Here is a 26,545-nt window from a genome sequence, read left to right on the forward strand (position 1 = left end):
CGGTCAGGAAACCAAGACGATGGGCAGGTGCAGCATGGCGCAGACGCCGTGCGGCTCGATGTTGTCGACCGTTACCCGGCCGCCGTGCAGCGCCATCACTTCGCGCACGAACGGCAGGCCCAGGCCCGTGCTTTTGGCGCCGTCCGGGCGCGGCAGCGAGTAGAAACGCTCGAACAGCCGCTCGCGCGCGAACGCGGGAATCCCACTCCCGCTGTCGCTCACGCTGATCACCGTTTCATCGCCCATTTGCTCGCCCCGCAATGTGATGACGCCGCCCGGCGGCGAGAAATCGATCGCGTTGTCGAGCAGGTTGCCGACCGCCTGGCGCAGCAGCAGCGGGTCGCCTTTCACGATCAGCTTGTCGATGAAGGCGTCCAGGGTCAGGCCGCGCGCCAGCAGCCGCACCGAGACATCCGCCCGCACCTGCTCGGCCAGGGCGCGCAGCGGCACCGTTTCCGGCGCGCCCAGGCGCTGCTGCTTTTCCACGCGGATCAGCGCCAGCAACTTGTCGATCAGCTGCTTCTGGCGCAAATTCTGGTTCAGGATATTGCCGAGGAAATGCTGGCGCTCGGCGGCCGGCATGTCTTCCTGCATCAGCTCGGCCGAGCCCTGGATCGCCGCGATCGGGCTCTTGAGCTCGTGGGCCAGGGTGTGCATCAGTTCTTCCACGTATTCCTTGCCTTCGAGCTTGTTGCGCATCGCTTCGAGCGCGCGCCCGAGCGTGCCGATCTCGTTATTGCCCAGCGCCGGCAAGGTCGCCTTGCGGCCGGCCTCGACATCGGCGATGTACACCATCAGGGTGCGCAGGGCGCGGTTGAGCCACCAGGCAAATCCCACCCCGATCAGCAGCGACGAGCCCAGCAGCACGGCGCCGCGCTGCAGGATGATGCGCTGGCTGCGCTCGACAAACGGTTGCACGGTCGAGACCGGCTTGGCGACGGTCAGCACGCCGATGATGCGCTCGCCATCCATGATGGGCGCCGCCACGTGCATCACGGCGCTGGTGTCGTCGCTGCCGGTGGCGCGCGTGCTGCGCGCCCCGTACTGGCCGCGCAGGGTGAGGTAGACATCGTTCCACAGCGAGTAATCCTTGCCCACATCCTTGCCGCTCGAATCGAAGGTGACGCGCCCCTGCAGGTCGGTGATGTACACCCGGTAATTCAGGCTGCGCTTGTTCAAGCCATCGATCTGGACATCCACATGGCGCCTGGCGACGTTCTGGATGCGCGTGAGCATCTGCGAGTCGCCCACCTTGCCGGCCTTGACATCGTCGGCCACCACTTCGGCCAGCAGGTGGGCGGTATCGACCAGGGTGTCTTCCAGCGTCGAGCGCACGCCCGGCTTGACCTGGGCCACGAACACATTGAGCAAAAACCACGCCGCCAGCCCGACAATCAGAAAGTAGCCGAGCAGGATGCGCAGGCCGATCCTCATGGGCCCGCCAGGCTGTAACCCATCCCGCGGTGGGTCTGGATCGGGTCGTCGCCGGGGTCGACCTGGCGCAGCTTGGCGCGCAGCGACTTGACGTGGGCGTCGACGGTGCGCTCGAGCGTGTCGGGCGCATCGGCCCAGACCCGGTCCATCAACTGCGCGCGCGAGAGCACGTGGCCGGGATGCTCGCACAGGGCCTTGAGCAGCAGGTATTCGTAGCGGGTCAGGTCGAGCACCTGGCTACGGTACAGGATGCGCGCCTGGGCCGCGCGGATGTCGAAGCGCCCCGCCGGCGGCCCGGCCGGCGGCGCGGCCGGCGGCGCCAGGCGGCGCAGCACGACGCGGATGCGCGCCACCAGTTCGCGCGGCGAAAACGGCTTGGTGACGTAATCGTCGGCGCCGATTTCGAGCCCGACGATGCGGTCGATTTCGTCACTGCGCGCGGTCAGGAAAATCACCGGGGCGTTGCAGAACTGGCGCAGCTGGCGGCATACCTCGAAACCGTTCATGTCGGGCAGGCCGACGTCGAGCACGACCAGCGCCGGCAGCTCGGCCGGGCCGTCACCGCGCATCGCTTGCAACGCCTGCGCGCCCAGGGTCACATGGCGCGCCACGAAGCCATCCGTGCGCAAGGCGTAGGCGATGCTGTCGGCGATCGCCAGTTCATCTTCCACAATCAGGATCGTTACAGGCATGCGCTTCCGTTCGTCGTGGTCATGGCGACAGTATCCGGGGCGGGCGCGGACCAGTCAACCGGCGGCCAGGATCACGCCCGGCCCGCGCGGCGCGCCTGTCGGAAAATCTTACAGACGTTCAGGGGATTTCTTCGCGGACATTCCTAAGCCGATGATAGCAAACACGAATTTCCCAGTGGCATGTTTTTTGCTTGATGATCAAGCCACCTTAACCAAACTACAAGAAAGAATATCGTGTCAGCAAAATCATTCCTCGCGTTCGCCCTCGTTGCCTCGGCCTGGATCTCCAGCGCCCAGGCGACCATTCTCACCACCACTTCGCGCGGCGTGATCAGCAGCGTTGCCCAGAACAACCTGGACGAATTCGGCCCGGGCGACCTGGTCGGCAAGCGCTACCAGATGACGCTGACGTTCGACGATACGGGCGCCACGCGCGACCATTACCTGAACCAGTATGACGGCCTGTATGGCTTGAATCTGTTCAGCGCCAGCATCACGGTCGACGGCGTGACGCGCAATTACCGCCGCACCGGGCATTTCCAGCAGCAGACCGCCAACGGCGCATCGACCGCGAGTGCGTGGGGATCGGACCAGGCGTTCGCCGGCGTGAACTGGACCACCCAGGATGAAAGCATGTATGCCTACCACGGCATCGAATCGGTGAATCACTTGTTCGCCGGCGCCAACGCCAGCCTGACCACGCCTTTCTCGACCACTGTGCGCCCCGACCTGTACGACTACGCGATGAAACAGTCGCAGTTCGGCTACAACGACGTGCTCACGGGCCGCTCCACGGTGTTCTACGGCGATATCCAGGAGTTTTCGATGAGTACCGTGGCGGCGGTGCCGGAACCGGTCAGCCTCGCTTTGCTGGGACTGGGTGCGCTGGCCATGCTGGGCGCACGCAGGCGCGCGCGCCAGCCGGCCTGAGCGGGATCAAGGCGGCGCGCCCGCGCCGATGGTGCGCTCGAGCAGCTTGAAGAGGGCGCCGTAGAATTTTTCGCGGTTGTCTTCATGGTAAATGCCATGGCCCTCTTTTTCCAGGATCATCCACTCGACTTCCTTGTTCGCTTCCTTGAGCGCCTTGTGCATCTTGCGGCCGTGCTCGATCGGCACGCGCCGGTCCCATTCTCCGTGGGCCAGCAGCACCGGCGCCGTGATGCGCGCCGCGTTCTTGAGCGGCGAGACCTGGTCGAAGGCCTGTTTGGTGCGCCCTGCCCCGCCCACCAGGATATTCGTGGCCAAGCGTCCGGTCGCCCCGGCATTGGTATCGGAATCGTCCTTGAGCATGTATGCAATATCGCTGACGCCGGCAAAGCTGGCGCCGCAGCGGTACAGCTCCGGCGTCTTCGCCAAGCCCCACATGGCGGCATAGCCGCCGTAGCTGGCGCCATAGATGCAGATGCGCTGCGGATCGGCGTGACCCTGCTCGACCAGCCAGCGCACGCCATCGCTGATATCGTCCTGCATCGCCAGTCCCCACTGGCCGTAGCCGGCGGTCATGAAGGCCTTGCCGAAGCCGCTGGAACCGCGGAACTGCGGTTGCAGCACAACGTACCCGCGCGCGGCCAGCAGTTGCACTTCGGGATTGAAGCTCCAGCCATCGCGGGCGGCGGGACCGCCGTGGATCAGAATGACGGCAGGTTTTGCCGCGCCGGTCGCGGACGGCAAGGTGAGATAGGCGGGAATGCTCAAGCCATCGCGCGCGGTATAGCGCACGACCTGCATCGGCCGCATAGCGCCGGCATCGATCTCCGGCTTGGCCGACGCCACCTTGCGTAACGATGCGCTCGGCACGTCAAGCAACAACCACTGGCCCGGATCGACATCGCTGTACGAATAGATCAGCAGCTTGTTGGTCAGGCTGCCGGAGATCAGATTCATCCGGTCCGGCAAGGCCGTATCGACGCTCTTTTGCATCGCCGCCCAGGCCGGATCGAACCATTCGACAACGGGTTTCATGCCCGCGCTGGCGATCTGGCGAAACTGTCCGTCGGTCTCGGTGTCGGGTACGTAGATGTCCTGGGTCGGATGACCGGCGAGCAGCTCGCCGACGCTGCGCGTCTCCAGGCTGTAGCGGAAGTAGGCGAAGGTGTCGCGATCGTGGCGCGACCTCACCACCAGCGACTTTTGGTCGCGCGACAGGCTTTGCGGCCACCAGTGCTCGTCGCTATAGCCGAAGGTGGCCAATTTTTCCCAGGGCTTGTCTTGCGCGGCCCGATACCAATGCGTGATGCTGGTGTCGTCCGACCAGATGGCGGTGCTGATGGTGCTCACCACGCGGGCGTCGCCATTGTCGTCGAGTATCCACCATACCGGCTTGCCGGGCATATGGAAGTTGACCACCTCGGACTCGCCCGTCCTGAGCGTGATGCGGGCGATGTACGCCGGGGTGCGGTAGCCGTTAGCCAGGATACGCACGTTGCCGGCCGAGTCAGGATTGACCTTGCCGATGTAGCGGCTGCCGAGGAAGGTGGGGTACGTTCCGCTCAGGTCGATCAGGTCCACGCCATGATCGGAATCGACCGCCAGCCGGGTATCGTCGACCCAATCCACGTCGCTCGGGTTCTCCATAGCGGGACCTTCGCTTTCGAGAAAGCGCGAGGCCATGGTCGCCGTATCGATCAGCACCAGCTTGCTCGCCTCTCCCTTGCGCGCGATGGCAGCGATGTGCTTGCCGTCCGGGGACAGGGTCATCGACAGGTAGGCCGGCAGGCGCAGTGCATCCTTGATGCCCAGGATGGGGGGCTCGGCCATGCAGGGGGCGGCGGCAAGGCATAGCAGCCAGAGCAAGGGGTGCAGCAGGGTTCGGAAGACGGAAGCGATCATGGAAGCGGGGTCGTTGAGTGCCGGCGCAAGGGGGGCGGCGGGCGGGCGCAAGAGTATACCCGCGCACATGCTGCGTCGCAATAATCGTGGCGTGGGGGAAGCTGAAAATAGGACAATGTAAACGCATCAGGGCCGGGTCCGTTCGCTAAAAGCGAACTCGCCCGGCCCTGACTCGCCCGCGCACATCAATGCGCTGGCGGCAACACTGCAATGATTATTGCAGTTTGATTTCGACGTCGACGCCAGCTGGCAGATCCAGCTTCATCAGCGCGTCAACGGTCTTGTCCGTTGGGTCCACGATGTCCATCAGACGCTGGTGCGTACGGATTTCGAACTGGTCGCGCGAGGTTTTGTTGACGTGCGGCGAGCGCAGGACGTCAAAACGCTGGATGCGGGTTGGCAGTGGGACTGGGCCTTTGACAACAGCGCCGGTACGCTTGGCGGTGTCGACGATTTCCAGTGCGGACTGGTCGATCAGCTTGTAGTCGAACGCTTTGAGGCGAATGCGGATTTTCTGGTTTGGTGCGGACATGGTAATTCCCTTAAAAAGAACGAACCGGCGTTGAACCGGCAATATGAATTTTTTGCTTGGGCACATCAGGTAAGAAAGCAAGTATACCTGCTTTCCTACCCTTTCCTACAAATTACTTACCAGCGACTTCGCTGAGGATCTTTGCAACAACACCTGCGCCAACGGTACGGCCACCTTCGCGGATGGCGAAACGCAGGCCTTCTTCCATCGCGATCGGGTTGATCAGCTTGACGGTGATCGACACGTTATCGCCTGGCATAACCATTTCTTTGTCCGCTGGCAACTCGATCGAACCAGTCACGTCCGTCGTACGGAAGTAGAACTGTGGACGATAGTTGTTGAAGAACGGGGTGTGACGGCCGCCTTCGTCTTTCGACAGGACATAGATCTCGCCGGTGAAGTGATTGTGCGGCTTGATCGAGTTTGGCTTGGCCAGAACCTGGCCACGCTGCACGTCTTCACGCTTGGTGCCGCGCAACAGCAGACCGACGTTGTCGCCAGCTTGACCCTGGTCCAGCAGCTTGCGGAACATTTCCACGCCGGTGCAAGTGGTCTTGACGGTGTCGGAGATGCCGACGATTTCGATTTCTTCGCCAACTTTAACAACACCGCGCTCGATACGGCCGGTCACAACGGTGCCGCGACCCGAGATCGAGAACACGTCTTCCACAGGCATCAGGAAGGCGCCGTCGATTGCGCGCTCTGGCGTCGGGATGTAGGTGTCGAGTGCGTCGGCCAGGGCCATGATCGCCACTTCGCCCATTTCGCCGGTATTGCCTTCGAGGGCCATACGTGCCGAACCCTTGATGATTGGCAGGTCGTCGCCTGGGAACTCGTATTTCGACAAGAGCTCACGCACTTCCATTTCAACCAGTTCCAGCAGTTCTGCGTCGTCGACCAGGTCGCACTTGTTCAGGAACACGATGATGTAAGGAACGCCAACCTGGCGTGCCAGCAGGATGTGCTCGCGGGTCTGTGGCATTGGGCCGTCAGCTGCGGAGCAAACCAGGATCGCGCCATCCATCTGTGCTGCGCCGGTGATCATGTTCTTGATGTAATCGGCGTGGCCTGGGCAGTCAACGTGAGCGTAGTGGCGGTTAGCCGTTTCGTACTCGACGTGAGCGGTGTTGATGGTGATGCCGCGCGCTTTTTCTTCTGGTGCTGCATCGATCTGGTCGTATGCTTTTGCTTCGCCGCCGAATTTCTTCGACAGAACGGTTGCGATAGCTGCCGTCAGGGTGGTCTTGCCGTGATCGACGTGACCGATGGTGCCCACGTTGACGTGCGGCTTGGTCCGTTCGAATTTACCTTTTGCCATTTTGAATTTCCTTTAAAGACTATTTTTACAATTTTTGTTCGATGCCGGTGCGGCTTATGGCCGCACCTGGCAAATCAGAATTTAGTCAGTTGAGGACAGAGCAAAGGCGATGAACCATGCTCTGTCCCGCAATTGATTATTTTGCTTTGGCCGTTACGATTGCATCGGTAACGTGCTTAGGCGCTTCCGAATAGTGCTTGAATTCCATCGTGTAGGTAGCGCGGCCTTGCGTTGCGGAACGCAGCGAGGTCGAGTAACCGAACATTTCGGACAGTGGCACTTCGGCTTTGATGATCTTGCCGCCGCCGCCTGGGATCTCGTCCATGCCCTGCACCATACCGCGGCGGGACGACAGATCGCCCATCACGGTACCGGCGTAGTCTTCCGGCGTTTCCACTTCCACGGCCATCATTGGCTCGAGGATGACTGGCGATGCTTTACGGCAGCCATCTTTGAATGCCATCGAAGCGGCCATCTGGAACGCGTTTTCGTTCGAGTCCACATCGTGGTACGAACCGAAGAACAGCGTGACCTTGACGTCGACCACTGGGTAACCCGCCATCACGCCGGCGTTCAGCGTGCCGCGCACACCCTTTTCAACTGCAGGGATGTATTCGCGTGGAACGGTGCCGCCCTTGATCGCGTCGACGAATTCGAAACCTTTACCGGCTTCTTGCGGCTCGATCTTCAGGACCACGTGACCGTACTGACCACGACCGCCCGACTGCTTGACGAACTTGCCTTCGGATTCTTCGCACACCTTGCGGATCGTTTCGCGGTAAGCCACTTGTGGCTTGCCGACGGTCGCTTCAACGCCGAATTCGCGCTTCATGCGGTCAACGATAATTTCCAGGTGCAACTCGCCCATACCACCGATGATGGTCTGGCCCGATTCTTCATCGGTTTTCACGCGGAACGAAGGATCTTCCTGTGCCAGGCGGTTCAGCGCCAGGCCCATTTTTTCCTGGTCAGCCTTGGTTTTCGGCTCGACTGCCTGCTGAATCACCGGCTCAGGGAAGACCATTTTTTCCAGCGTGATGATCGACGATGGATCGCACAGGGTTTCGCCCGTGGTCGCGTCTTTCAGGCCGACCGCGGCGGCGATATCGCCGGCGTGGACTTCCTTGATTTCTTCGCGCTGGTTAGCGTGCATCTGCAAAATACGGCCAAGACGCTCTTTCTTGTTCTTGATCGGATTGTAGACGGTGTCGCCCGACTTGATCATGCCCGAGTAGACGCGGAAGAAGATCAGCTGGCCCACGAACGGGTCGGTCATGATCTTGAATGCCAGCGCCGAGAATTTCTCGGTGTCTTCCGCTTTACGCGTGGTCGGCTGGTCATCTTCGTCCATGCCCTTGACTGGCGGGATGTCGACTGGCGATGGCAGGTATTCGATCACGCCGTCGAGCATGGCTTGCACGCCCTTGTTCTTGAACGCGGTGCCGCACATCATCGGAACGATTTCCGAAGCGATCGTACGCTGACGCAGCGCCTTCTTGATCTCTTCTTCGCTCAGATCGCCTTCTTCCAGGTACTTGTTCATCAGTTCGTCGTTCGCTTCAGCAGCGGTTTCGACCAGCTTCAGACGCCACTCGGCAGCCTGCTCTTGCAGCTCAGCAGGAATGTCGCGGTAGTCGAACTTCATGCCCTGCGACGCGTCGTCCCAGTAGATGGCTTTCATCTTGACCAGATCGACCACGCCCTTGAAGTTGTCTTCGGCGCCGATTGGAATCTGCAGCGGAATCGGGTTCGCCTTCAGGCGAGCGCGCATCTGCTCGTAGACCTTGAAGAAGTTGGCGCCGGTACGGTCCATCTTGTTGACAAAAGCCAGACGTGGCACTTTGTACTTGTTAGCCTGGCGCCATACGGTTTCCGACTGTGGCTGAACACCGCCCACTGCGCAGTAAACCATGCAGGCACCGTCGAGCACGCGCATCGAGCGTTCAACTTCAATCGTGAAGTCAACGTGGCCCGGGGTGTCGATGATGTTGATGTGGTGCTCAGGGAAATTGTTAGCCATCCCTTTCCAGAAGCAGGTCGTCGCAGCCGAGGTAATCGTGATACCGCGCTCTTGCTCTTGCTCCATCCAGTCCATGGTGGCCGCGCCATCATGCACTTCGCCGATCTTGTGGTTCACGCCCGTGTAGAACAGGACGCGCTCGGTCGTGGTGGTCTTGCCAGCATCGATGTGAGCCGAGATACCGATATTGCGGTAGCGCTCAATGGGGGTCTTGCGTGCCATAATTATTCCTAAATCTTTTAATGGACAAAACCGAGCGGCATTTTGTGAACAAAATGAGCCCGGCCTCGAACAACAGATACATGGCCACGCCTGGGCTCACACAAATGTGCAAGCCAGGGCGTGGCCAATTGATTAGAAGCGGAAATGCGAGAACGCTTTGTTCGCTTCTGCCATGCGGTGAACTTCGTCCCGCTTCTTCATAGCACCACCGCGCATTTCAGCGGCTTCCATCAGTTCACCACCGAGGCGTTGCGGCATGGATTTTTCGCTGCGCTTGTTTGCGGCTTCGCGCAACCAACGCATGGACAGCGCCATACGACGAACCGGACGAACTTCAACTGGCACCTGGTAGTTGGCACCACCGACGCGGCGGGACTTAACCTCGACCATCGGCTTGGCATTGTTGATCGCGGTTGCAAACACTTCGAGCGGGTCTTTGCCGGACTTTTGCTTGATGTGCTCGAATGCACCGTAGATGATGTTTTCTGCGACCGATTTTTTACCGGACAGCATCAGTACGTTGACGAATTTGGCGACATCTTGGTTACCGAACTTTGGATCTGGCAAGATTTCGCGCTTGGGTACTTCACGACGACGTGGCATATCAATTCCTTCCTATCTTCAGTTGAGCGCGCGGTGCGCACTCGCGGAGGCCATCATAGCCATCCACTTACTCGACCATTACGGTCGGTTCAACTCGTTAAACTTCTAGTGAAAGCGGGGCGAAAAATTACTTCTTGCCTGCTTTAGCGCGCTTCGTACCGTATTTCGAACGAGCTTGCTTACGGTCTTTGACGCCCTGGGTATCCAGTGCACCGCGAACCATGTGGTAACGCACACCCGGCAAATCTTTTACACGACCGCCGCGCAGCAGCACGACACTGTGTTCTTGCAGGTTGTGGCCTTCACCGCCGATGTACGAAATGACTTCGAAACCGTTGGTCAGGCGAACTTTGGCGACTTTACGCAGAGCCGAGTTTGGCTTCTTTGGAGTCGTCGTGTACACACGGGTGCAAACACCACGTTTTTGCGGGCTGTTTTCCAGCGCCGGCGATTTGCTTTTCACGGTCAGAGCGACACGTGGATTGCGAATCAGTTGATTGATGGTTGGCATCGTTATAAATCCAACAAAATTACAACATGAATAACCCGGACAGAGTGTCCGGGGACTAAAACGGAGTCCCGACGAGCACTGCGCAGGAGAGGCACCGACAGCCGCCCTGCGAGGAGCGGCGCTGAATGCGTAAACAATGCGCAGAATAAAATCGAGAACTCGCGAGTATAGGCGCGAAGTGGCAGGCAGTCAAACAGTTTAACGCTTGGCAATGCGGATGTGGGGCGATGATGCTAGAGAAAACAGGGACTGTGGCGGGGGTGAGACAGGGCGTTGCAGCAAGCATGGCCGCTCGTGCCCTCTGCGCCCGCCAACCTCAAAGCCGTCGTTCCTGGCACCGCCAGAACCGACTCCCCGCGCCTTGGCGCGGAGACGACGGCGCTGGCTCAGTGGTACTCAACCTGACTATTACAGCTTGTCAGCCGCCGCCTTCATGCGATCGGCGCGCGAGTTCGAACCCGGGTGGCTCGCCATCATGCTGCCTTCGCCCTGCTCCTGCTTGGCCAGCTTGCGGAATGCCGATTCCATCGCGCGCACGTCGTACTTGTGCTTCTGCATGAACTTGAAGCCATAGTCATCCGACGCGGTCTCATCGGACTGCGAGAACTGCGCATTGCCGAAGGCCTTGATGGTTTCTTCGTTGGCTGCGACCATGCTGCCGATCTGGTTGCCGCTCGCGCCCGCCGCCTTGGTACCGGCCGACAGCACCAGCGCCTTTTTCATCTGCGACGCCGAGTGACCCAGCTTGGTATGGCCGATTTCATGGCCGATCACGCCGCGCAGTTCCTCGTCGTTCATCAGGTCCATCAAGCCGGCGTAAATACGGATGCTGCCGTCCGGCGTGGCGAATGCATTGATTTCAGCGGACTGGTACACCGCAAAGTTCAGCTTCAGGCCATCTTCGTTTTCCAGGCCCTTGGTCAACATCGCCAGGCGCTTGGCGTACTTGCTGCCGGCCGGCGCGACTTTTTCTTCCTTGTCCATCTGGCGCATCATCAGGCGCGAGCCTTCGATCACATCCTTGTCGCTGACGGTGGCGGCCTTGGCCAGATCCTTGCCCGCGCCCAGCATGCCGCCGAGGTCGATAGCCGACGCGGCGCCTGCGCTCAGGATCAACATGGTCAGCGCGGCAATACGAATTGTGGTTTTCATGGAGTTACTCTCATTCAGGTTATTAGTAATAAAACATTGCCATTGTAGCAGCATGCGGCATCATCCATTGCATCCGTATACATATAATTACAATCAAGACAACGCTTTGCTGCATCGAATATTTGGCAAGGAGAACTAAAAACCCGGGATAATGGCCAATTTTGCTGGACCATGCTTCCCTGATGCGACATCTGCTGCGCCCTGCCCCGCTCTACCTGCTGCTGACCTACGCGGCACTGTCGGCCATCCCCTTCTTCCCCATGCTGCTTGGCAAGCGGCTCGACCGTCCATGGCAAGTGCTCGGCATCGAAGCGGTAGCCTGGGTGGCGGTGTGGGCGCTGTTCAAGCGTCCCGCCTGGTTCCACTGGCTGCTGATCCCCGCCTTCCTGGCCCTGCCGACCGAAATCTACCTGTTCAGTTTCTACGGGCAAAGCATGTCGACCCACCACCTGGGCATCATTGCTGAAACCAGCCCCAAGGAAGCGCTCGAATTTCTCGGCAAGACAGTCTGGCTGATGGCCGCTGTCATGACGGCCGTCAGCGCCTGGTGGATCACCAGTTTCCAGGCGGCCCGCCGCGCCCGCGAACTGGACTGGGACGACAGCTCGCGCTGGCTCAGCCTGGGCCTGCTGGCCATCGGCGCCGGCCTGTGGGCGTACGGCGTCGAATTCGGCGTGGGCGCGGCGCCGCGTGCCGCCTCGACAGCGGCGTCGGCCAGTGCCAGCAAGCCCACCCCGGGCGCCGCGCACACCGGCTGGACATCCCCGCCCCTGCCGCGCTGGGCCGTGCTGCCGCTCGAATTCGACGCGTTCGCGCAAACCTGGCCATTCGGCGTCACGGCGCGCGGCGTCGACTTCTATAAAGAACGCAAGCACCTGGCCGAACTGGGCCAGCGCAACAGCCACTTCCGCTTCGGCGCGCGCCAGGCGGCGCCCGATGCCCAGCCCGAAATCGTGGTGATGGTGATCGGCGAATCGTCGCGCTTCGACCGCTGGAGCCTGAACGGCTACACGCGCGACACCAATCCCCTGCTCGCCAAGGAAGCCAACCTGGTCACCCTGCCCGACGTGATCACGTCCGTCTCGGCCACGCGCCTGTCGGTGCCGGTGATTATCTCGCGCAAACCGGCCATCAAGAGCCTGAAGGATGGTTTTGCCGAAAAATCCTTCCTGACTGCCTACAAGGAAGCCGGCTTCAAGACGTACTGGCTGTCGAACCAGATCTCGTTCGGCGAATTCGACACGCCGGTGTCGGTGTTCGCCAGGGAAGCGGACGTGATCCAGTTCCTCAACCTGGGCGGCTTCACCAACAACTCCAATTTCGACGCCATCCTGTTCGACCCGCTGCGCCGCGCCATCGCCGACCCGGCGCCGAAAAAGCTGATCGTGCTGCACTCGCTGGGCAGCCACTGGAACTACAGCCAGCGCTACCCCAAACAGTTCGACCGCTGGCAGCCCTCCCTGTTCGGCGTCGACAAGCCGGTCTACAGCGATCCCGCGCTCAAGACCGAGCTCAATAACAGCTACGACAGCAGCATCTTGTATACCGACTGGTTCCTGTCCAACGTGATCGGGCAGCTGAAAGGATCGCAACAGCGCAGCGCCATGCTGTACGTGTCCGACCACGGCCAGACGCTGTACGACAACAGCTGCAAGCTGGCCTTCCACGGCCACAATAGCCAGTACGAATTCCACGTGCCGGCGCTGGTCTGGTATTCGGACCAGTACCTGGCGCGCTATCCGGACAAGGTGACGCAGCTGCAGCGCCACGGCAAGGCGCGCCTGGCGACCGAGAACATGTTCCACACCCTGCTCGACCTGGCCGACATCCGCTACCCCGACGAGCGCCTGGAATGGAGCTTTGTCAATCCCGGCTTCGCGCAGCACAAGCGCTACGTCGACAGCTACGGCTGGAGCGACTACGACAACGCCACCATGAAAGGCGACTGCCGCGAGGTCATCGACAAGGGCACGCCGCTCAAGCGTGAGAAATAAGCCATCACCGCCCTCAAGGACAACATGAGTAACCATATCGAAACCGGATTCAAGCTGCTGTTGTGGTATCTCGCCGCGACCTTTATCGCCACCCAATTGTGGCTGGTCCTCGAGCCGCCGCACGCCCATGTCCCGGGCAGCATCTTCATGCTGCTCTCGCCCATGGGTCCCTACCTGTGGATCAAGGCGATCCTGGAAGGCCGGGGCTCGGCCGCGAACATCTGCGCGCTGCTGATCGTGGCGGCGGCGCTGGCCGTGGGAACCTGGCACTCGCTGCGCAAGCGCGGCCCTTAACCCTGGCCCGCGTGCCGGCTTCGTCAACGTGCGCTAAGCCGGCACTGCTTCCCTCGCGGCGTCGCCCGCCAGCACCCCGTCGCAATCGCCCGGATGCGCCAGGTAGCCATTGAGCCAGTCGAACACCCTGCCCGCGCGCGCTTCGATGGCCGGGCCGAAGCCGCGCTGCGCCAGCAGGGCGATGCCGTTGGTATGCGCCAGCACGCCCGCTTCCAGCACCAGCCGGCCAGCGCCGTCCAGGCGCACGCACAGGGGCGCGAGCCGGTGCGCCAGCAAGGACGCCAGCACCAGGTTGTGCGACGAGACCATCACCAGCCCATTGGCCGCCAGTACATCGAGCACCGAGGCCGCGGCCGACACCGATTCGAGGTGATTGGTGCCCCGGAAAATCTCGTCGATGATGCAGATGCCGGGATGCGGCCCGTCGGCCGCCGCCAGCAACTCCTGCGCGCGCCGCAGTTCGGCCATGTACAGGCTCTCGCCGCTCAGCAGCGAATCCTCGCTCTGCATGCTGGTGTAGACCGGCAGGTCCGGCACGCTGGCGCGCCGCGCGTAGCAAAAGCCGAACGCGCGCGCCGTCACCAGGTTCACGCCCACGGTGCGCAGCAAGGTGCTCTTGCCGATCCCGTTCTGGCCCGAGATGAAGGCGCCGCCGCCATCGATCCTGACCGACAGCGCCTGCGCCTGCGGCAGCAGCGGATGCACGGTGCCTTCCAGCGCCAGCGTATTGTGCGCATGGCGCCCGGCCCAGCACAGCGCGGGGGCATCGAGCAGATGGCGCGCCAGCGCAATATCGGCTTCCAGCTCGCCCACCCGCGCAAAGCACGCGCGCAGGAAGTCCAGGTTGCCGTGCACCAGCCGCACGCCCTTGAAGTAGTGGTTCACGTTGTCGAGCATGAACCAGTCCAGATAGGTGCGCGCGCCCGGCGTCATCTCCACCATCGGCGCGCGCGACAGCTGGCGATTGAGCTTGCCCGCCGCCGCGCCCGCACCGGCGAACGGCAGCAGCAAGGCATCCTTGCTCGCTCCCAGGATGCTCGACACACGCAGCACCATCTGCAGCGCGTTCATCGACAGATCCCACTCGTCCACCCGTTCGTGATAGCGCATCTGGGTGCTCATTAATATGTACGCGACCACGCCGGTGGCCAGCCATGCGGCCGGCGTCACGATCACGGCGCCGATCGACGCCAGCAGCAGGAGCGGCAGCGGCCAGGTTTTGCCGACCCACCAGGGCGCTGGCGGCGCGGCATCCTCGAACAGCAAGGTGGCGATTTCCTTGTCCGCATGGCGCAGCGAGGTGCAGTCGCGGTGCAGCGCGGCCAGGCGCTCCGGATCGCGCATCAGCTCGCGCACCCGTTCGCCCACGGCGGCGCAGGCGTCGTCGCCCAACCCCTCGCGCAGGCGCCGGTACAGCACCTGCTGGCCGAAGATGCTCACTTCTTTTGATAACTGCGCGCGGTAGGTATCGAGCAGCAGGTCCTTCCAGGTGGCGTCATCGAGCGCGCCGCGCGCCGGATCGGCGCACAGCCGGTGCAGCTGCGCCACGTCGCTCGCCACGAAACCGTAATCGACCGGCTCCCGGCCGGGAATGATCAGGAACGCGCGCACACTGGTCACCACTTGCGTCCACACGGCGGACAACTTCGATACGAACGCGGACATACTGCCTTTCTGGGCTGCGGCCGCGCGGATCGCGCAGCCAGCCTGCCAGATGTGGATTAATTGACAAAATGCAAGTCCACCCTGTCCGCGCACTGTCCATACAGACCGTCCGGACGGCGCGGACAGCCCCGCCGCATTGACGAATTCCATATAAATCAGCCACTTAGCTATTGGCACGCTTCCTGCTTTGCTTTTGCTATTACTATTGCTATTGACTGTTCAGACAAACCCATGATCCGAGATACCTCTTCCCAGGACGCCACCATCAGCGCAGCGCCCGCGCACAAGGCAAAGCGCCGCATCGTGGCCGCGGTGCTGGCACTGGGCGCGCTGGGCGGCGCCGCGCTGCTGCTGTCCGCCTGGAGCGGCAGCGAGCATGCGGTCAGCGCGGCGCGCCTGCGCGTGGCCGAAGTCACGCGCGGCACGCTGGTGCGCGACGCCTCCGTCAATGGCCGCGTGGTGGCCGCCGTCAGTCCCACCCTGTACGCCAGCGCGCCGGCCACGGTCACGCTCAAGGTGGCCGCCGGCGACACGGTGACAAAAGGCCAGGTCCTGGCGCTGCTCGAATCGCCCGACCTGTCGGACGCGCTCAAACGCGAGCAATCGAGCTACCAGCAGCTCGAAGCGGAAGTGGCGCGCCAGCGCATCCTGGCCAAGAAACAAAAGCTGCTGGCCCAGCGCGAAGCCGACACCGCCGAGATTGACCGCCTGTCGGCCCAGCGCACGCTGGAGCGCTACGACAGCGTGGCCCAGGAAGGCATCATCGCCAAGATCGACTATCAAAAAGCCAAGGACGCGCTCAATTCGGCCGGCATCCGCGCGCGCCACGCATCCCAGGCGGCCACGCTGGAAGGCGACGACGTCGGCCTGGCGCTGCAAACCAAGGTGGCCGAACTCGATCGCCAGCGCCTGTCGATGGCCAACGCCCAGCGCCGCGTGGACGAATTGAGCGTGCGCGCGCCGGTCGATGGCTTCATCGGCACGCTGTCGGTGCAAAACCGCAGCGTGGTGGCGGCCAATGCCGCCCTCATGACGCTGGTCGACCTGTCGCGCCTCGAAGTCGAACTCGAAGTCCCGGAAACCTATGTCGACGACATGGGCCTGGGCATGAGCGCCGAGATCGCGCTCGGCAACGCCACCGCCAGCGGCAAGCTGTCGGCCCTCTCGCCGGAGGTGGTCAAGAACCAGGTGCTGGCACGGGTGCGCTTCGACGGCGCCCAGCCCAAGGGCCTGCGCCAGAGCCAGCGCGTCAGCGCGCGCCTGCTGATCGAAGAAAAGCGCGACGTCATCCTGCTGCCGCGCGGCCCCTTCGTCGAAAACGAAGGGGGCCGCTTCGCCTACGTCATGCAAGGCGGCGTGGCCGTGCGCACCCCGATCAAGCTGGGCGCGACCAGCGTGTCGTCGGTCGAGATCTTGTCGGGCCTGAAACCCGGCGACAAGGTCGTCATCGCCGGCACCGACAGCTTCGCCAACGCAGCGCGCGTCTCGATTCACAACTGATCAATCATTGATTTCCAACGAAAGGACCATCCATGCTGCGCATGACCAATCTGAGCAAGGTGTACCGCACCCACATGATCGAAACGCACGCACTGCGCGGTTTCGAGATCCAGGTCAACCAGGGCGAATTCGTCACCGTCACCGGCCCTTCCGGCTCGGGCAAGACCAGTTTCCTGAACATCGCCGGCCTGCTCGAAGAATTCACCGATGGCGAATATGTGCTCGACGGCGTGAATGTGAAGGGCATGGACGACAACGCCCGCTCGCGCCTGCGCAACGAGAAGCTCGGCTTCATCTTCCAGGGCTTCAACCTGATTGCCGACCTGTCCCTGTTCGACAACGTGGACGTGCCGTTGCGCTACCGGGGCTTTAACGCCGCCGAACGCAAGGAACGCATCGAAGACGCGCTGTCCAAGGTCGGCCTGGCCTCGCGCATGAAGCACTATCCGGCCGAACTGTCGGGCGGGCAGCAGCAGCGCGTGGCGATCGCGCGCGCGCTGGCCGGCTCGCCCAAGCTGCTGCTGGCCGATGAACCGACCGGCAACCTCGATACCCAGATGGCGCGTGGCGTGATGGAACTGCTCGAAGAGATCAACGCCCAGGGCACCACCATCCTGATGGTCACCCACGACCCGGAACTGGCGGTGCGTTCGCAGCGCAATGTGCACATCATCGACGGCCAGGTGTCGGACCTGGTGCGCAAGCCGGCCGTCCTGGCCGGCGCCCGGGTATCAAGCCAGGTCGCATAAGGAGAATCCATGTTTTCGTACTATTTCCTGCTGGGCGTGCGCAGCCTGCGCCGCAACCCGGCCCTCACCGCGCTGATGGTGCTGACCCTGGCCATCGGCGTGGCGGCCAGCGTCGCCACCCTGACCATCCTGCACGTCATGTCGAGCAATCCCATTCCGCACAAGAGCGAGCGCCTGTTCGTCCCGAGAATCGACAACGGCCCGCTCGAAAACTTCAATCCGCAGGACGAAGACCACGGCGATCCGCAATCGACCTACATCGACGCCACCAATTTCCTCAAGAGCGGCCAGGGCGAACGGCGCACGGTGCTGTACGGCGTCTCCGCGCCGCTCGAACCGGAGCGCAAGGACCTGGCCGTGATGTCGGTCAAGGGCATGGCCCTGACGCGCGACTTTTTCGCGATGATGGACGTGCCGTTCCGGTACGGGCAGCCGTGGAGCGAGGCCGACGACAAGGCCGGCGCCGACGTCGTGGTCCTGAGCCAGGCGCTGGCCGAGAAGCTGTTCGGCGCGGTCGACCCGGTCGGCAAGCGCATTCGCCTGATGGACGCCCAGTTCCAGGTGGTGGGCGTGCTCAAGCCGTGGGTGCCGGTACCGAAGTTCTATAAGCTGATCGGCGGCGGCGGCAGCGGCGCCTTCGGCGTGGAGGATGAAATGATGCTGCCTTTCGCCACCGCGATCCGGCACGAATCGAACCCGGAAGGCACCCTCAGTTGCCGCGGGCGCGCCGAACCGGGCTGGCAAGGCTTCCTCGATTCGGAATGCACCTGGCTGCAGTTCTTTTTCGAGACCAAGACCGGCGCCGGGCGCGCCGGGCTGCAGGATTACCTGGACAACTACGCGGCCGACCAGCGCAAGCTGGGGCGCCTGAAACGCAAGCAGCCAAACCAGCTGTTCGACGTCATGCAGTGGCTCGAATTTCGCAAGGTGGTGGCCAACGACAGCCGCCTGTCGGCCTGGCTGGCGTTCGGCTTCCTGCTGCTTTGCCTGGTCAACACCATCGGCCTGCTGCTGGCCAAATTCTCGGTGCGCGCCTCCGAGGTCGGCATCCGGCGCGCGCTGGGCGCCTCGCGCAAGGAGATCTTCCGCCAGTTCCTGACCGAGACCGCGGTGATCGGCCTGGCCGGCGGCATGCTGGGACTGGGGCTGGCCTTCGGCGCGTTGGCCCTGATCGGCATGCAATCGAAGCAGTTGCAGATCGTCGCCCACATGGACTGGCAGATGCTCGGCCTGACGTTCCTGATGTCGCTGGGCGCCGCCATGCTGGCCGGCCTGCTGCCGACCTGGCGCGCCTGCCAGGTCACGCCCGCCATTCAACTTAAATCGCAGTGAGGTAATCATGGAAATCCGTCCCATCCTGTCGGCGCTGTTGCGCAGCAAAACCGGCGCCATCCTGGTGGCGCTGCAAGTGGCGATCAGCCTGGCGATCCTGACCAACGCGCTCCACATCGTCAACGTGCGCCAGGCCGTGGCCGCGCGCCCGAGCGGCATCGCCGACGAGGCCAACGTGGTCCACATCAAGGTGCGCCACCTGGTAGAAGGCAGTCACCAGGAACAGCTGGCGCGCCAGCAGGCCGAAACGCGGGCCCTGCGCGCCATCGGCGGCGTGCTGTCGACGGCCTTTGCCAACCAGGCGCCGATGTCGCAATCCGGCTGGACCACCGGCCTGACCGCCTCGCGCACGGCCGGCAACGACAGCTCCCCCACCTCCATGTACTACTCCGGCGATTCGCTGGTCAAGACCTGGGGCCTGACGCTGGTGGAAGGGCGCGACCTGGCGCCCGCCGACGTCGTCGAGATCGACGGCAAGACCTCGCCCGACGACCTGTTCCCCAAGTCGGTCGTGATCACCAGGGCGCTGGCCGGCAAGCTGTGGCCGGGCGCCAGCCAGGCGGTCGGCAAGACGCTGTATTTCGGTAACGGCGACGATGCCAATGCGGCTACCGTGGTCGGCGTCGTCGACGCGCTGCAGTCGCAAAACGCAGAGGTGGCCACGCGCGGCGGCTTTGCCCTGATCGCCCCGATCCGCCAGTCGTTCGCGTCCATCATGTACACCGTGCGCACCGAGCCGGGGCAGCTGGAGCGGGTCATGAAGGAGGCCGAGGCCGCGCTGCGCGCCAACAGCGGCGGCCGCGCCATCATCAAGATGAAGACGGTGGCCGAGGACCGCAAGGAGCGCTACCGGGCCGACGTGGCGCTGTCGTGGATGCTGATCGCAGTCAGCGTGCTGCTGCTGCTCATTACCGCCAGCGGCATCGTCGGCATGGCCAGCCTGTGGGTCACCCAGCGCCGCAAGCAGATCGGCGTGCGGCGCGCGCTGGGGGCGCGCCGCATCGACATCCTGCGCTACTTCATCACCGAGAACTTCATGATCACCAGCGTCGGCGTGCTATGCGGCGTGCTGGCGTCGGTGGCGCTGAACCAGCTGCTGGTCAGCCAGCTGGACATGGCCCGCCTGCCGATCGCCTACCTGGTGGTGGGCGCCGGCGTGTTCTGGGCGCTGGGCGTGGCCGCGGTGGCCGGACCGGCGTACCGCGCCGCCTCCATTTCCCCGGCCACGGCGACCCGCAGTGCCTGACGGCGTACGTTCCGATGGTATGCTAGCGGCCATGCCTACTGTATTGATCATTGACGACAACGCCGCCGTCGCCATCGCCCTCGATGTCCTGTTTTCGCTGCACGACATCGGTGCGCTGCGCGCCACCTCGCCCGAAGAAGGCCTGGCCATCCTGGACCGTACCAGCGTGGACCTGGTCATCCAGGACATGAACTTTTCCGCCGACACCACCTCGGGCGAGGAAGGCACGGCGCTGTTCCGCGAAATCCGCAAGCGCCACCCCGACCTGCCGGTGATCCTGCTGACCGCCTGGACCCATCTGGACGCGGCGGTCGACCTGGTCAAGTCGGGCGCGGCCGACTACCTGTCCAAGCCATGGAACGACAACCGCCTGATTGCGACGGTGACCAACCTGATCGAACTGGGTCAGGCCAACCGCTCCTTGCAGCAGCGCGTGCAGCACGAACGGCGCGCCCGGCGCGACCTGGAACAGGGTTTCGATTTGCGCGGCATGGTATGGCAGGACGCGGCCACGGAACGCATCCTGCACCTGGCCTGCCAGGTGGCGCGGTCCGACGTGCCGGTGCTGATCAGCGGCCCGAATGGCACCGGCAAGGAACGCATCGCCGAGATCATCCAGGCCAACTCGCTGGTGGCGCGCGGGCCGTTCGTGGTGCTCAATTGCGGCGCCCTGCCGGCCGAATTGATCGAGGCCGAACTGTTCGGCGCCGAAGCGGGCGCCTACACTGGCGCTTCGCGCGCGCGTGAAGGCAAGTTCGAAGCGGCCGATGGCGGTACCCTGTTTTTGGATGAAATCGGCAACCTGCCGCTGGCCGGCCAGATGAAGCTCTTGCGCGTACTCGAAACGGGGCGCTTCGAGCGCCTGGGCTCGAACCGCGAACGGCAGGTGAAAGTGCGCGTAATCAGCGCCACCAACGCCGACCTGGGCGCGATGATCCGCGCCGGCACCTTCCGCGAAGACCTGTTCTACCGCCTCAACGTGATCGAACTGCGCCTGCCGCCCCTGGCGGCGCGCACGGCCGACATTTTGCCGCTGGCGGCCGCTTTTCTCGCGCGCGGCAAGAGCCTGCACCACTGCGCCCAGGCCGCGCTGCTGGCGCACGCCTGGCCGGGTAATGTGCGCGAACTCAAAAACGTGATGGCGCGCGCCAGCCTGCTGGCGGCCGGAGACGTCATCAAGGCCACCGATCTTGGCCTGCCGCTGACGCTGGCGGTAAGCGCTGGCATCGAGGTAGAGCCGGACCGCGACGCCATTGTCGGTGCCATGACGCGTGCCAACGGCGTGGTGGCGCAGGCGGCGGCCGACCTGGGGCTGTCGCGCCAGGCGCTGTACCGGCGCATGGAACGCCTCGGGATCGCGCGCTAGGAATGCGCATGCATACCTCGCTGCGCCTGTCCCTCGTCACGCGCTGGACCGCCCTGGTGGGCACCCTGCTGGCCCTGGGCATCCTCATCGCGCTGGGATTGGACCACCTTCTGCCGGGGCGTGCGCTACTGGTGCTCGCCTTGTCGCTGGCATGCGTGGTGCCGATCGCGGTCATTACCATGCGCGCCCAGATCGCCCCGATCCTGTCGCTGTTTCGCGCGCTCGAAGGCACCGTCACCAGCTACAAGGATGGCGACTTTTCGTTCAGCCTGCACTGGCCCCAGAACGACGAACTGGCCGACCTGGTGGCGGCCCACAACGCGCTCGGCAATGTGCTGCGCGAACAGCGCCTGGCGCTGGTGCAGCGCGAACTGCTGCTCGATACCATGGTCCAGAACACCCCGGTGGCCATGCTGCTCGTCAGTGAAGGCGCGGGGAACACGGGAGCGATCGTGTACGCCAACCTGTCGGCGCGCCAGATGCTGGGCGACGGCCGCAAGCTCGAAGGCCATCGCCTGTCCGAGATCCTCAGCCAGGCCTCGCCCGCGCTGGTCGATGCGCTGGCGCGCGGCGGCGACGGCCTGTTCACGGCCGGCGACGGCGAAGATGAAGAGGTATATCACCTGGCGCGGCGCAGCTTCAGCCTCAATGGCCGCAAGCACGAACTGCTGCTGCTGCGCCAGCTGACCCACGAACTGCGGCGCCAGGAAGTGCAGACCTGGAAAAAGGTCATCCGCGTGATCAGCCACGAACTGAATAATTCGCTGGCGCCCCTGACCTCCCTGGCCCATTCCGGCGCGGAGCTGGTGCGGCGCGGCCAGACCGGGCGCCTGCCGCAAATCCTGGAAACCATCGAAGAGCGCACGCGCCACCTGGAAAGCTTCATCCTCGGCTACGCGCGCTTCGCCAAGCTGCCGTCGCCGCGCGTCGAAGAGTGCCCGTGGCCCGCCTTTGTCAGCCAGCTGGCCTCGCAGGTGGCCGTGACGGTGGCCGGGACGCTGCCGCCGGAGCCAGCCAGGTTCGACCCGGGCCAGATGGAACAGGCTTTGCTCAACCTGCTCAAGAATGCCCACGAATCGGGCTCGCCGGCCGCCGACGTGACGCTGCAAGTGCGCCTGGCGCCGGGCGTGCTGCGGATCGAGGTGATGGACCGCGGCCAGGGCATGAACGACGCCGTGCTGACCAATGCGCTGGTGCCGTTCTACTCCACCAAGCGCAGTGGCACCGGCCTGGGACTGGCGCTGGCGCGCGAAATCGCCGAAGCGCACGGCGGGCGCATCACGCTCGGCAACCGCGACGGCGGCGGCCTGACGGTCACCCTGATCCTGCCGGCCTAAGCGGCAGCAATGGTAAGATCGGCTTCCATTTTCTTCCCCGCCAGCGATGTCCGACACCCCTGCTTCCACCCGCTTCGACGCACCCGGCCACCCGCCGGCCACCATCACCGAATTCAAGGGCGTGCGCTTCCTGCACCTGGGCACCTCGTGGGTGCAGGGCGCCATGCGCCTGGCCAAGCCGGACAATATCGAGCTCGAATACGTGCAGATGATGATGATGTGGATGCTCTTCCTCGAGCATCCGAAGCACATCGTCCAACTGGGCCTGGGCAGCGCGGCGCTGACCAAATTCAGTTACCAGCGCTTTCCGTCCGCGCGCGTGACGGTGGCCGAACTCAATCCCAACGTGATCGACATCTGCCACGCGCATTTCGGCCTGGCGCCGAACGATGCGCGCCTCGACGTGCGCCAGATGGATGCGATGGATTTCGTGCTCGATGCGGCCAACCACGGCACGGTCGACGTGCTCCAGGTGGACCTGTACGACGAGGAGGCGCGCGGGCCGGTGCTCGACTCGCCCGAGTTCTACCAGGCCTGCATGGATTGCCTGTCCGAGGACGGCATCATGACCACCAATGTATTTGGCGACTTTTCGAACTACGACAAGAACCTGCAAAACATGGAGCTGGTGTTCGACGCCGTGGTGTGGCTGCCCGAAGTGCATGACGCGAACATCGTCGTGGTGGCGTTCAAGCGCGCGCCGTCCATTGATTTCAGTGTGTTGTACGAGCGCGCGGGGGCCATCAAGAAGAGCATGAACCTGCCCGCCAAGAACTGGGTGGCGGGTTTGAAGGGCTGGATGCAGGACCAACAGGAATAAGCATATAACGGCTGCGCATAAGTGATGCGCGCGCGCGGGGTACGTAGTCGAGATTACAGCGTTTTATGAATCGAAGCACGCAATATTGCTGCCATTGCACGGATTTACAACACTCTGTCATGACTCGTTGCGCGTCCCAAAACTCGTCAGGTAGTATCGTTTCACATTGGCTGGCCCCACGAGGGTGGGTCCAGTGAATTCCCGAAAAATGAAAAGAAACGAGACATCTACATGACGAATTACCCAGGCAGCCCTCACCTCAAACGCACCTTGCTCGCATCGGCCCTCCTGCTCGCGCTCAATAGCACCTACGCGCAGCAAGGTACCGCCCCCGCCGCCCGCAGTGGCGAGGACACCCCCGCTTCCGTCGTGATCCTCGGTTCACGCTCGACCGCCAAGACCTCGCTCGATACCGCCGCGCCGGTTGGCCTGATCAACATCAAGGACATGCAGACCGCCGGTCCGCTGGAACTGGGCAAGCTGCTGCAAACGCTGGACCCATCGTTCAACTTCTCGTCGACGTTCATCAGCGACGGCACCGACATCATCCGCCCTGCGACCCTGCGCGGCCTCGGCCCCGACCAGCTGCTGGTGCTCGTGAACGGCAAGCGCCGCCACCAGCAGGCGCTGGTCAATGTGCAGCAAACCGTCGGACGCGGCTCGGCCGGTACCGACATCAACGCCATTCCGCTGTCGGCCATCCACCACATCGAAGTGCTGCGCGATGGCGCGGCCGCCCAATACGGCTCCGACGCGATCGCCGGCGTGATCAACATCGTCCTCAAGACCCAGACCAACGAAACCCAATTGAGCAGCAGCGTCGGCACCACCTCCGAAGGCGACGGCGACCTGATCTCCGGCAGCGCCAACAAGGGTTTCAAGCTGGGTGAAAACGGTTACCTGAACCTGTCGGTCGAAGGCCGCCGCCGCAACGAAACCAACCGCGCCGGCCCCGACACCGCGCGGGTCGACCCGCCGCGCGTGACCCAGCGCATCGGCGACAGCCTGGCGAAAGATGCCTACCTGTGGTGGAATGCGGCGCTGCCGATCGACGACAGCAGCGAAATCTACTCCTTCGGCGGCATCTCCAAGCGTACCGGCGATTCGGCGGGCTTTTTCCGCTCGCCGGGCGACGGCCGCACCGTGCCTGCCGTGTACCCGAACGGCTATCTGCCGAACATCCTGACGACGGTGAAAGACGTCTCGTTCGCGGTCGGCTACAAGCGCGAGCTGGCCAACGACTGGAAGTTCGACGTGAGCGTGAACCACGGCCGCAGCGAACTCGGTTTCCATGAACGCAATTCGATCAACGTCAGCTACTGGTACGAGCCGAAACCGGGTGGCGGCATCTATGCCGAATCGCCGCTGGAAGCCGATACCGGCAAGCTGAAATTCAACCAGACCACCTTCAACGCCGACATTCGCGGCCCGATCAAGTTTGGCGACCGCACCGTGCAGCTGGCGACCGGCTTTGAGTACCGCAGCGACAACTACGCCATCGAAGCGGGCGACCCGGTGTCGTACCAGTACGGCCGCACCAACAACCCGGCCATCAAGATCTTCGACCAGGTCGGCGGCATCGCGGCCTCCGGCGCGCAAGGCTTCCCTGGCTACACCCCGGGCACCGAAGTTGACCAGGGCCGTCACAACATCGCCATGTATCTCGATGCGGAACACAACATCACCGAGAAGCTGCTGGTCGCCGCCGCGGTGCGCTTTGAAAAGTACTCTGACTTCGGCAACACCACCACCGGCAAATTGAGCATGCGCTACGATCCGTCGCGCCAGTTCGGCATGCGCGGCAGCGTGTCGACCGGTTTCCGCGCACCGAGCGTGCAGCAGAAGTTCTACAGCTCCGTGTCGACCAACCTCAATTCGGCCGGCGTGCTGACCGAAACGCTGACCGCGCGCGAAGGCAGCCCGGTCACGCGTGCCTTCGGCATCTCCCCGCTCAAGGAAGAGACCTCGAAGAGCGCCAGCATCGGCATGATCGTGCGCCCGATGCCCAACTTCTCGGTGACCGCCGACTTGTACCGCATCGACATCGACGACCGCATCGTCTTCTCGAGCAATATCGCACCGGAATCGGGCGCCTGCGTGCCGGCGTCCAAGTGCCCGATCAAGTCGATCCTCGATCCGCTCAAGGTCGGCCAGGCCCAGTTCTTCACCAATGCGATCGACACCACCACGGATGGCCTGGACATGGTGGCCGAGCACACCACCAAGTGGAGCGGCTCGACCCTGGTATTGTCCGGCCAGATGAGCTTCAGCAAGACCGAAGTCAAGGCCCGCAAATCGCAGTCGCCCGTGCTGACCGGCGCCCAGTTGTTCGACGACGCGCAAGTGACCCTGATCGAGCGCGGCCAGCCGCGCAAGAAGCACGTGCTCGCGGCCGACTACACCACCGGCCCATGGAACGTGAACACCCGCGCCAACTACTACGGCGCCGTGCAGGGCCAGGGCTTTACCGCCCCGTACATCCAGACCTGGGAAGCGAAGTGGCTGGTCGACATGTCGCTGCGCTATGCCTTCACCAAGAAGATCAGCGCATCGATCGGCGTGAACAACCTGTTCGACACCTACCCGACCGAGTGGGACAAGACCAAGGCCGCACCGTTCCCGCAACTGGGCTTCACCCATTGCTGGGAAACCTGCCCGATCGGCATCAACGGCCGCCAGATGTACGCGAAGCTTGACTGGGCTTTCTAAGCTTTTCAACGTCGCATGACGAGGCCACGCCGGCGACGGCGTGGCTTTTTTTATTCGCCTGGCCAAAGTGACGCCCAGTGCATAAAATTTATGCACTCCCATTTATGTAGCGAGACACCCCATGCGCAAGGAAGTCCTTCTTACGGCCGGCATTGTGGAACAGCCATGGGACAATTTTTTGCTTGCGAAGGTCGAAGCCGCACGTCACTCCGTGCGCGCG

At 63.2% G+C, this 26,545-nt stretch carries 21 protein-coding genes; 11 read left to right on the forward strand and 10 right to left on the reverse strand.

Annotated elements, in window-relative coordinates; translation table 11 throughout:
• Positions 1 to 3 precede the first annotated feature (3 nt).
• Positions 4 to 1,434, reverse strand: coding sequence for a two-component system sensor histidine kinase CreC (gene creC / locus F2P44_RS00220; RefSeq protein ID WP_167083949.1), 1,431 nt, complete (start codon positions 1,432 to 1,434; stop codon positions 4 to 6).
• Complete coding sequence (gene creB / locus F2P44_RS00225) at positions 1,431 to 2,126, reverse strand: two-component system response regulator CreB (protein WP_167083951.1); 696 nt, start codon at positions 2,124 to 2,126, stop codon at positions 1,431 to 1,433. The genes creC and creB overlap by 4 nt, the downstream gene beginning before the upstream one ends.
• Before the next feature lie 234 nt (positions 2,127 to 2,360).
• Here creB and F2P44_RS36510 point away from each other — a divergent pair, with 234 nt between their 5' ends.
• Positions 2,361 to 3,056, forward strand: a complete 696-nt coding sequence (locus F2P44_RS36510) for a PEP-CTERM sorting domain-containing protein (protein ID WP_167083953.1) — start codon at positions 2,361 to 2,363, stop codon at positions 3,054 to 3,056.
• A 6-nt stretch (positions 3,057 to 3,062) separates the two neighbouring features.
• Here F2P44_RS36510 and F2P44_RS00235 read toward each other — a convergent pair whose 3' ends face one another.
• From F2P44_RS00235 to F2P44_RS00265, 7 genes are all read right to left on the reverse strand, one after another.
• Entirely contained in the window at positions 3,063 to 4,955 is a 1,893-nt protein-coding gene (locus F2P44_RS00235; RefSeq protein ID WP_167083955.1) for a S9 family peptidase, read from the reverse strand.
• 214 nt (positions 4,956 to 5,169) lie between these two features.
• Entirely contained in the window at positions 5,170 to 5,487 is a 318-nt protein-coding gene (gene rpsJ, locus F2P44_RS00240) for a 30S ribosomal protein S10 (protein WP_005663509.1), read from the reverse strand.
• A gap of 112 nt (positions 5,488 to 5,599) precedes the next feature.
• The gene (gene tuf, locus F2P44_RS00245; protein WP_054265742.1) at positions 5,600 to 6,805 is read right to left on the reverse strand and encodes an elongation factor Tu; all 1,206 of its coding nucleotides are present in this window, start codon (positions 6,803 to 6,805) and stop codon (positions 5,600 to 5,602) included.
• A gap of 136 nt (positions 6,806 to 6,941) precedes the next feature.
• A complete protein-coding gene (fusA, locus tag F2P44_RS00250) occupies positions 6,942 to 9,047 on the reverse strand; it encodes an elongation factor G (protein WP_167083957.1) in 2,106 nt (701 codons plus the stop codon).
• Between the two features lie 132 nt (positions 9,048 to 9,179).
• Positions 9,180 to 9,650 carry a 30S ribosomal protein S7 gene (gene rpsG / locus F2P44_RS00255; protein WP_054265804.1) on the reverse strand — a complete coding sequence of 157 codons (471 nt, stop codon included), beginning with the start codon at positions 9,648 to 9,650 and terminating at the stop codon, positions 9,180 to 9,182.
• A 127-nt stretch (positions 9,651 to 9,777) separates the two neighbouring features.
• Positions 9,778 to 10,161, reverse strand: a complete 384-nt coding sequence (gene rpsL / locus F2P44_RS00260) for a 30S ribosomal protein S12 (protein WP_025603541.1) — start codon at positions 10,159 to 10,161, stop codon at positions 9,778 to 9,780.
• 408 nt (positions 10,162 to 10,569) lie between these two features.
• Positions 10,570 to 11,313 (reverse strand): M48 family metalloprotease, encoded by a 744-nt coding sequence (locus F2P44_RS00265; RefSeq protein WP_167083959.1) that lies wholly within the window; start codon positions 11,311 to 11,313, stop codon positions 10,570 to 10,572.
• Between the two features lie 182 nt (positions 11,314 to 11,495).
• Between F2P44_RS00265 and F2P44_RS00270 the strand changes: the two genes are divergently transcribed.
• Both F2P44_RS00270 and F2P44_RS00275 read left to right on the forward strand, forming a co-directional pair.
• On the forward strand, positions 11,496 to 13,307 hold the full coding sequence (locus F2P44_RS00270) for a phosphoethanolamine transferase (RefSeq protein WP_167083961.1): 1,812 nt from the start codon (positions 11,496 to 11,498) through the stop codon (positions 13,305 to 13,307).
• 24 nt (positions 13,308 to 13,331) lie between these two features.
• Positions 13,332 to 13,601 (forward strand): hypothetical protein, encoded by a 270-nt coding sequence (locus F2P44_RS00275; RefSeq protein ID WP_167083963.1) that lies wholly within the window; start codon positions 13,332 to 13,334, stop codon positions 13,599 to 13,601.
• A gap of 33 nt (positions 13,602 to 13,634) precedes the next feature.
• On the opposite strand, the gene F2P44_RS00280 is transcribed toward F2P44_RS00275, so the two are convergent.
• On the reverse strand, positions 13,635 to 15,266 hold the full coding sequence (locus F2P44_RS00280) for a MutS-related protein (protein ID WP_167083965.1): 1,632 nt from the start codon (positions 15,264 to 15,266) through the stop codon (positions 13,635 to 13,637).
• Between the two features lie 231 nt (positions 15,267 to 15,497).
• Between F2P44_RS00280 and F2P44_RS00285 the strand changes: the two genes are divergently transcribed.
• From F2P44_RS00285 to F2P44_RS00320, 8 genes are all read left to right on the forward strand, one after another.
• Positions 15,498 to 16,766, forward strand: a complete 1,269-nt coding sequence (locus F2P44_RS00285; protein ID WP_167083967.1) for an efflux RND transporter periplasmic adaptor subunit — start codon at positions 15,498 to 15,500, stop codon at positions 16,764 to 16,766.
• A 32-nt stretch (positions 16,767 to 16,798) separates the two neighbouring features.
• Positions 16,799 to 17,515 carry an ABC transporter ATP-binding protein gene (locus tag F2P44_RS00290; RefSeq protein ID WP_167083969.1) on the forward strand — a complete coding sequence of 239 codons (717 nt, stop codon included), beginning with the start codon at positions 16,799 to 16,801 and terminating at the stop codon, positions 17,513 to 17,515.
• A gap of 9 nt (positions 17,516 to 17,524) precedes the next feature.
• On the forward strand, positions 17,525 to 18,847 hold the full coding sequence (locus F2P44_RS00295) for an ABC transporter permease (RefSeq protein ID WP_167083971.1): 1,323 nt from the start codon (positions 17,525 to 17,527) through the stop codon (positions 18,845 to 18,847).
• A gap of 7 nt (positions 18,848 to 18,854) precedes the next feature.
• The gene (locus F2P44_RS00300) at positions 18,855 to 20,093 is read left to right on the forward strand and encodes an ABC transporter permease (RefSeq protein ID WP_167083973.1); all 1,239 of its coding nucleotides are present in this window, start codon (positions 18,855 to 18,857) and stop codon (positions 20,091 to 20,093) included.
• 31 nt (positions 20,094 to 20,124) lie between these two features.
• Complete coding sequence (locus F2P44_RS00305; RefSeq protein WP_167083975.1) at positions 20,125 to 21,459, forward strand: sigma-54-dependent transcriptional regulator; 1,335 nt, start codon at positions 20,125 to 20,127, stop codon at positions 21,457 to 21,459.
• Positions 21,460 to 21,467: 8 nt separating this feature from the next.
• Entirely contained in the window at positions 21,468 to 22,796 is a 1,329-nt protein-coding gene (locus F2P44_RS00310; RefSeq protein WP_229423308.1) for a sensor histidine kinase, read from the forward strand.
• 46 nt (positions 22,797 to 22,842) lie between these two features.
• A complete protein-coding gene (locus F2P44_RS00315) occupies positions 22,843 to 23,616 on the forward strand; it encodes a spermine/spermidine synthase domain-containing protein (protein WP_167083979.1) in 774 nt (257 codons plus the stop codon).
• Between the two features lie 231 nt (positions 23,617 to 23,847).
• Complete coding sequence (locus F2P44_RS00320) at positions 23,848 to 26,325, forward strand: TonB-dependent receptor plug domain-containing protein (RefSeq protein ID WP_167083982.1); 2,478 nt, start codon at positions 23,848 to 23,850, stop codon at positions 26,323 to 26,325.
• Positions 26,326 to 26,545 lie beyond the last annotated feature (220 nt).

This window comes from Massilia frigida, from assembly GCF_011682175.1.
Taxonomy (GTDB): Bacteria; Pseudomonadota; Gammaproteobacteria; order Burkholderiales; family Burkholderiaceae_D; genus Telluria_A; species Telluria_A frigida.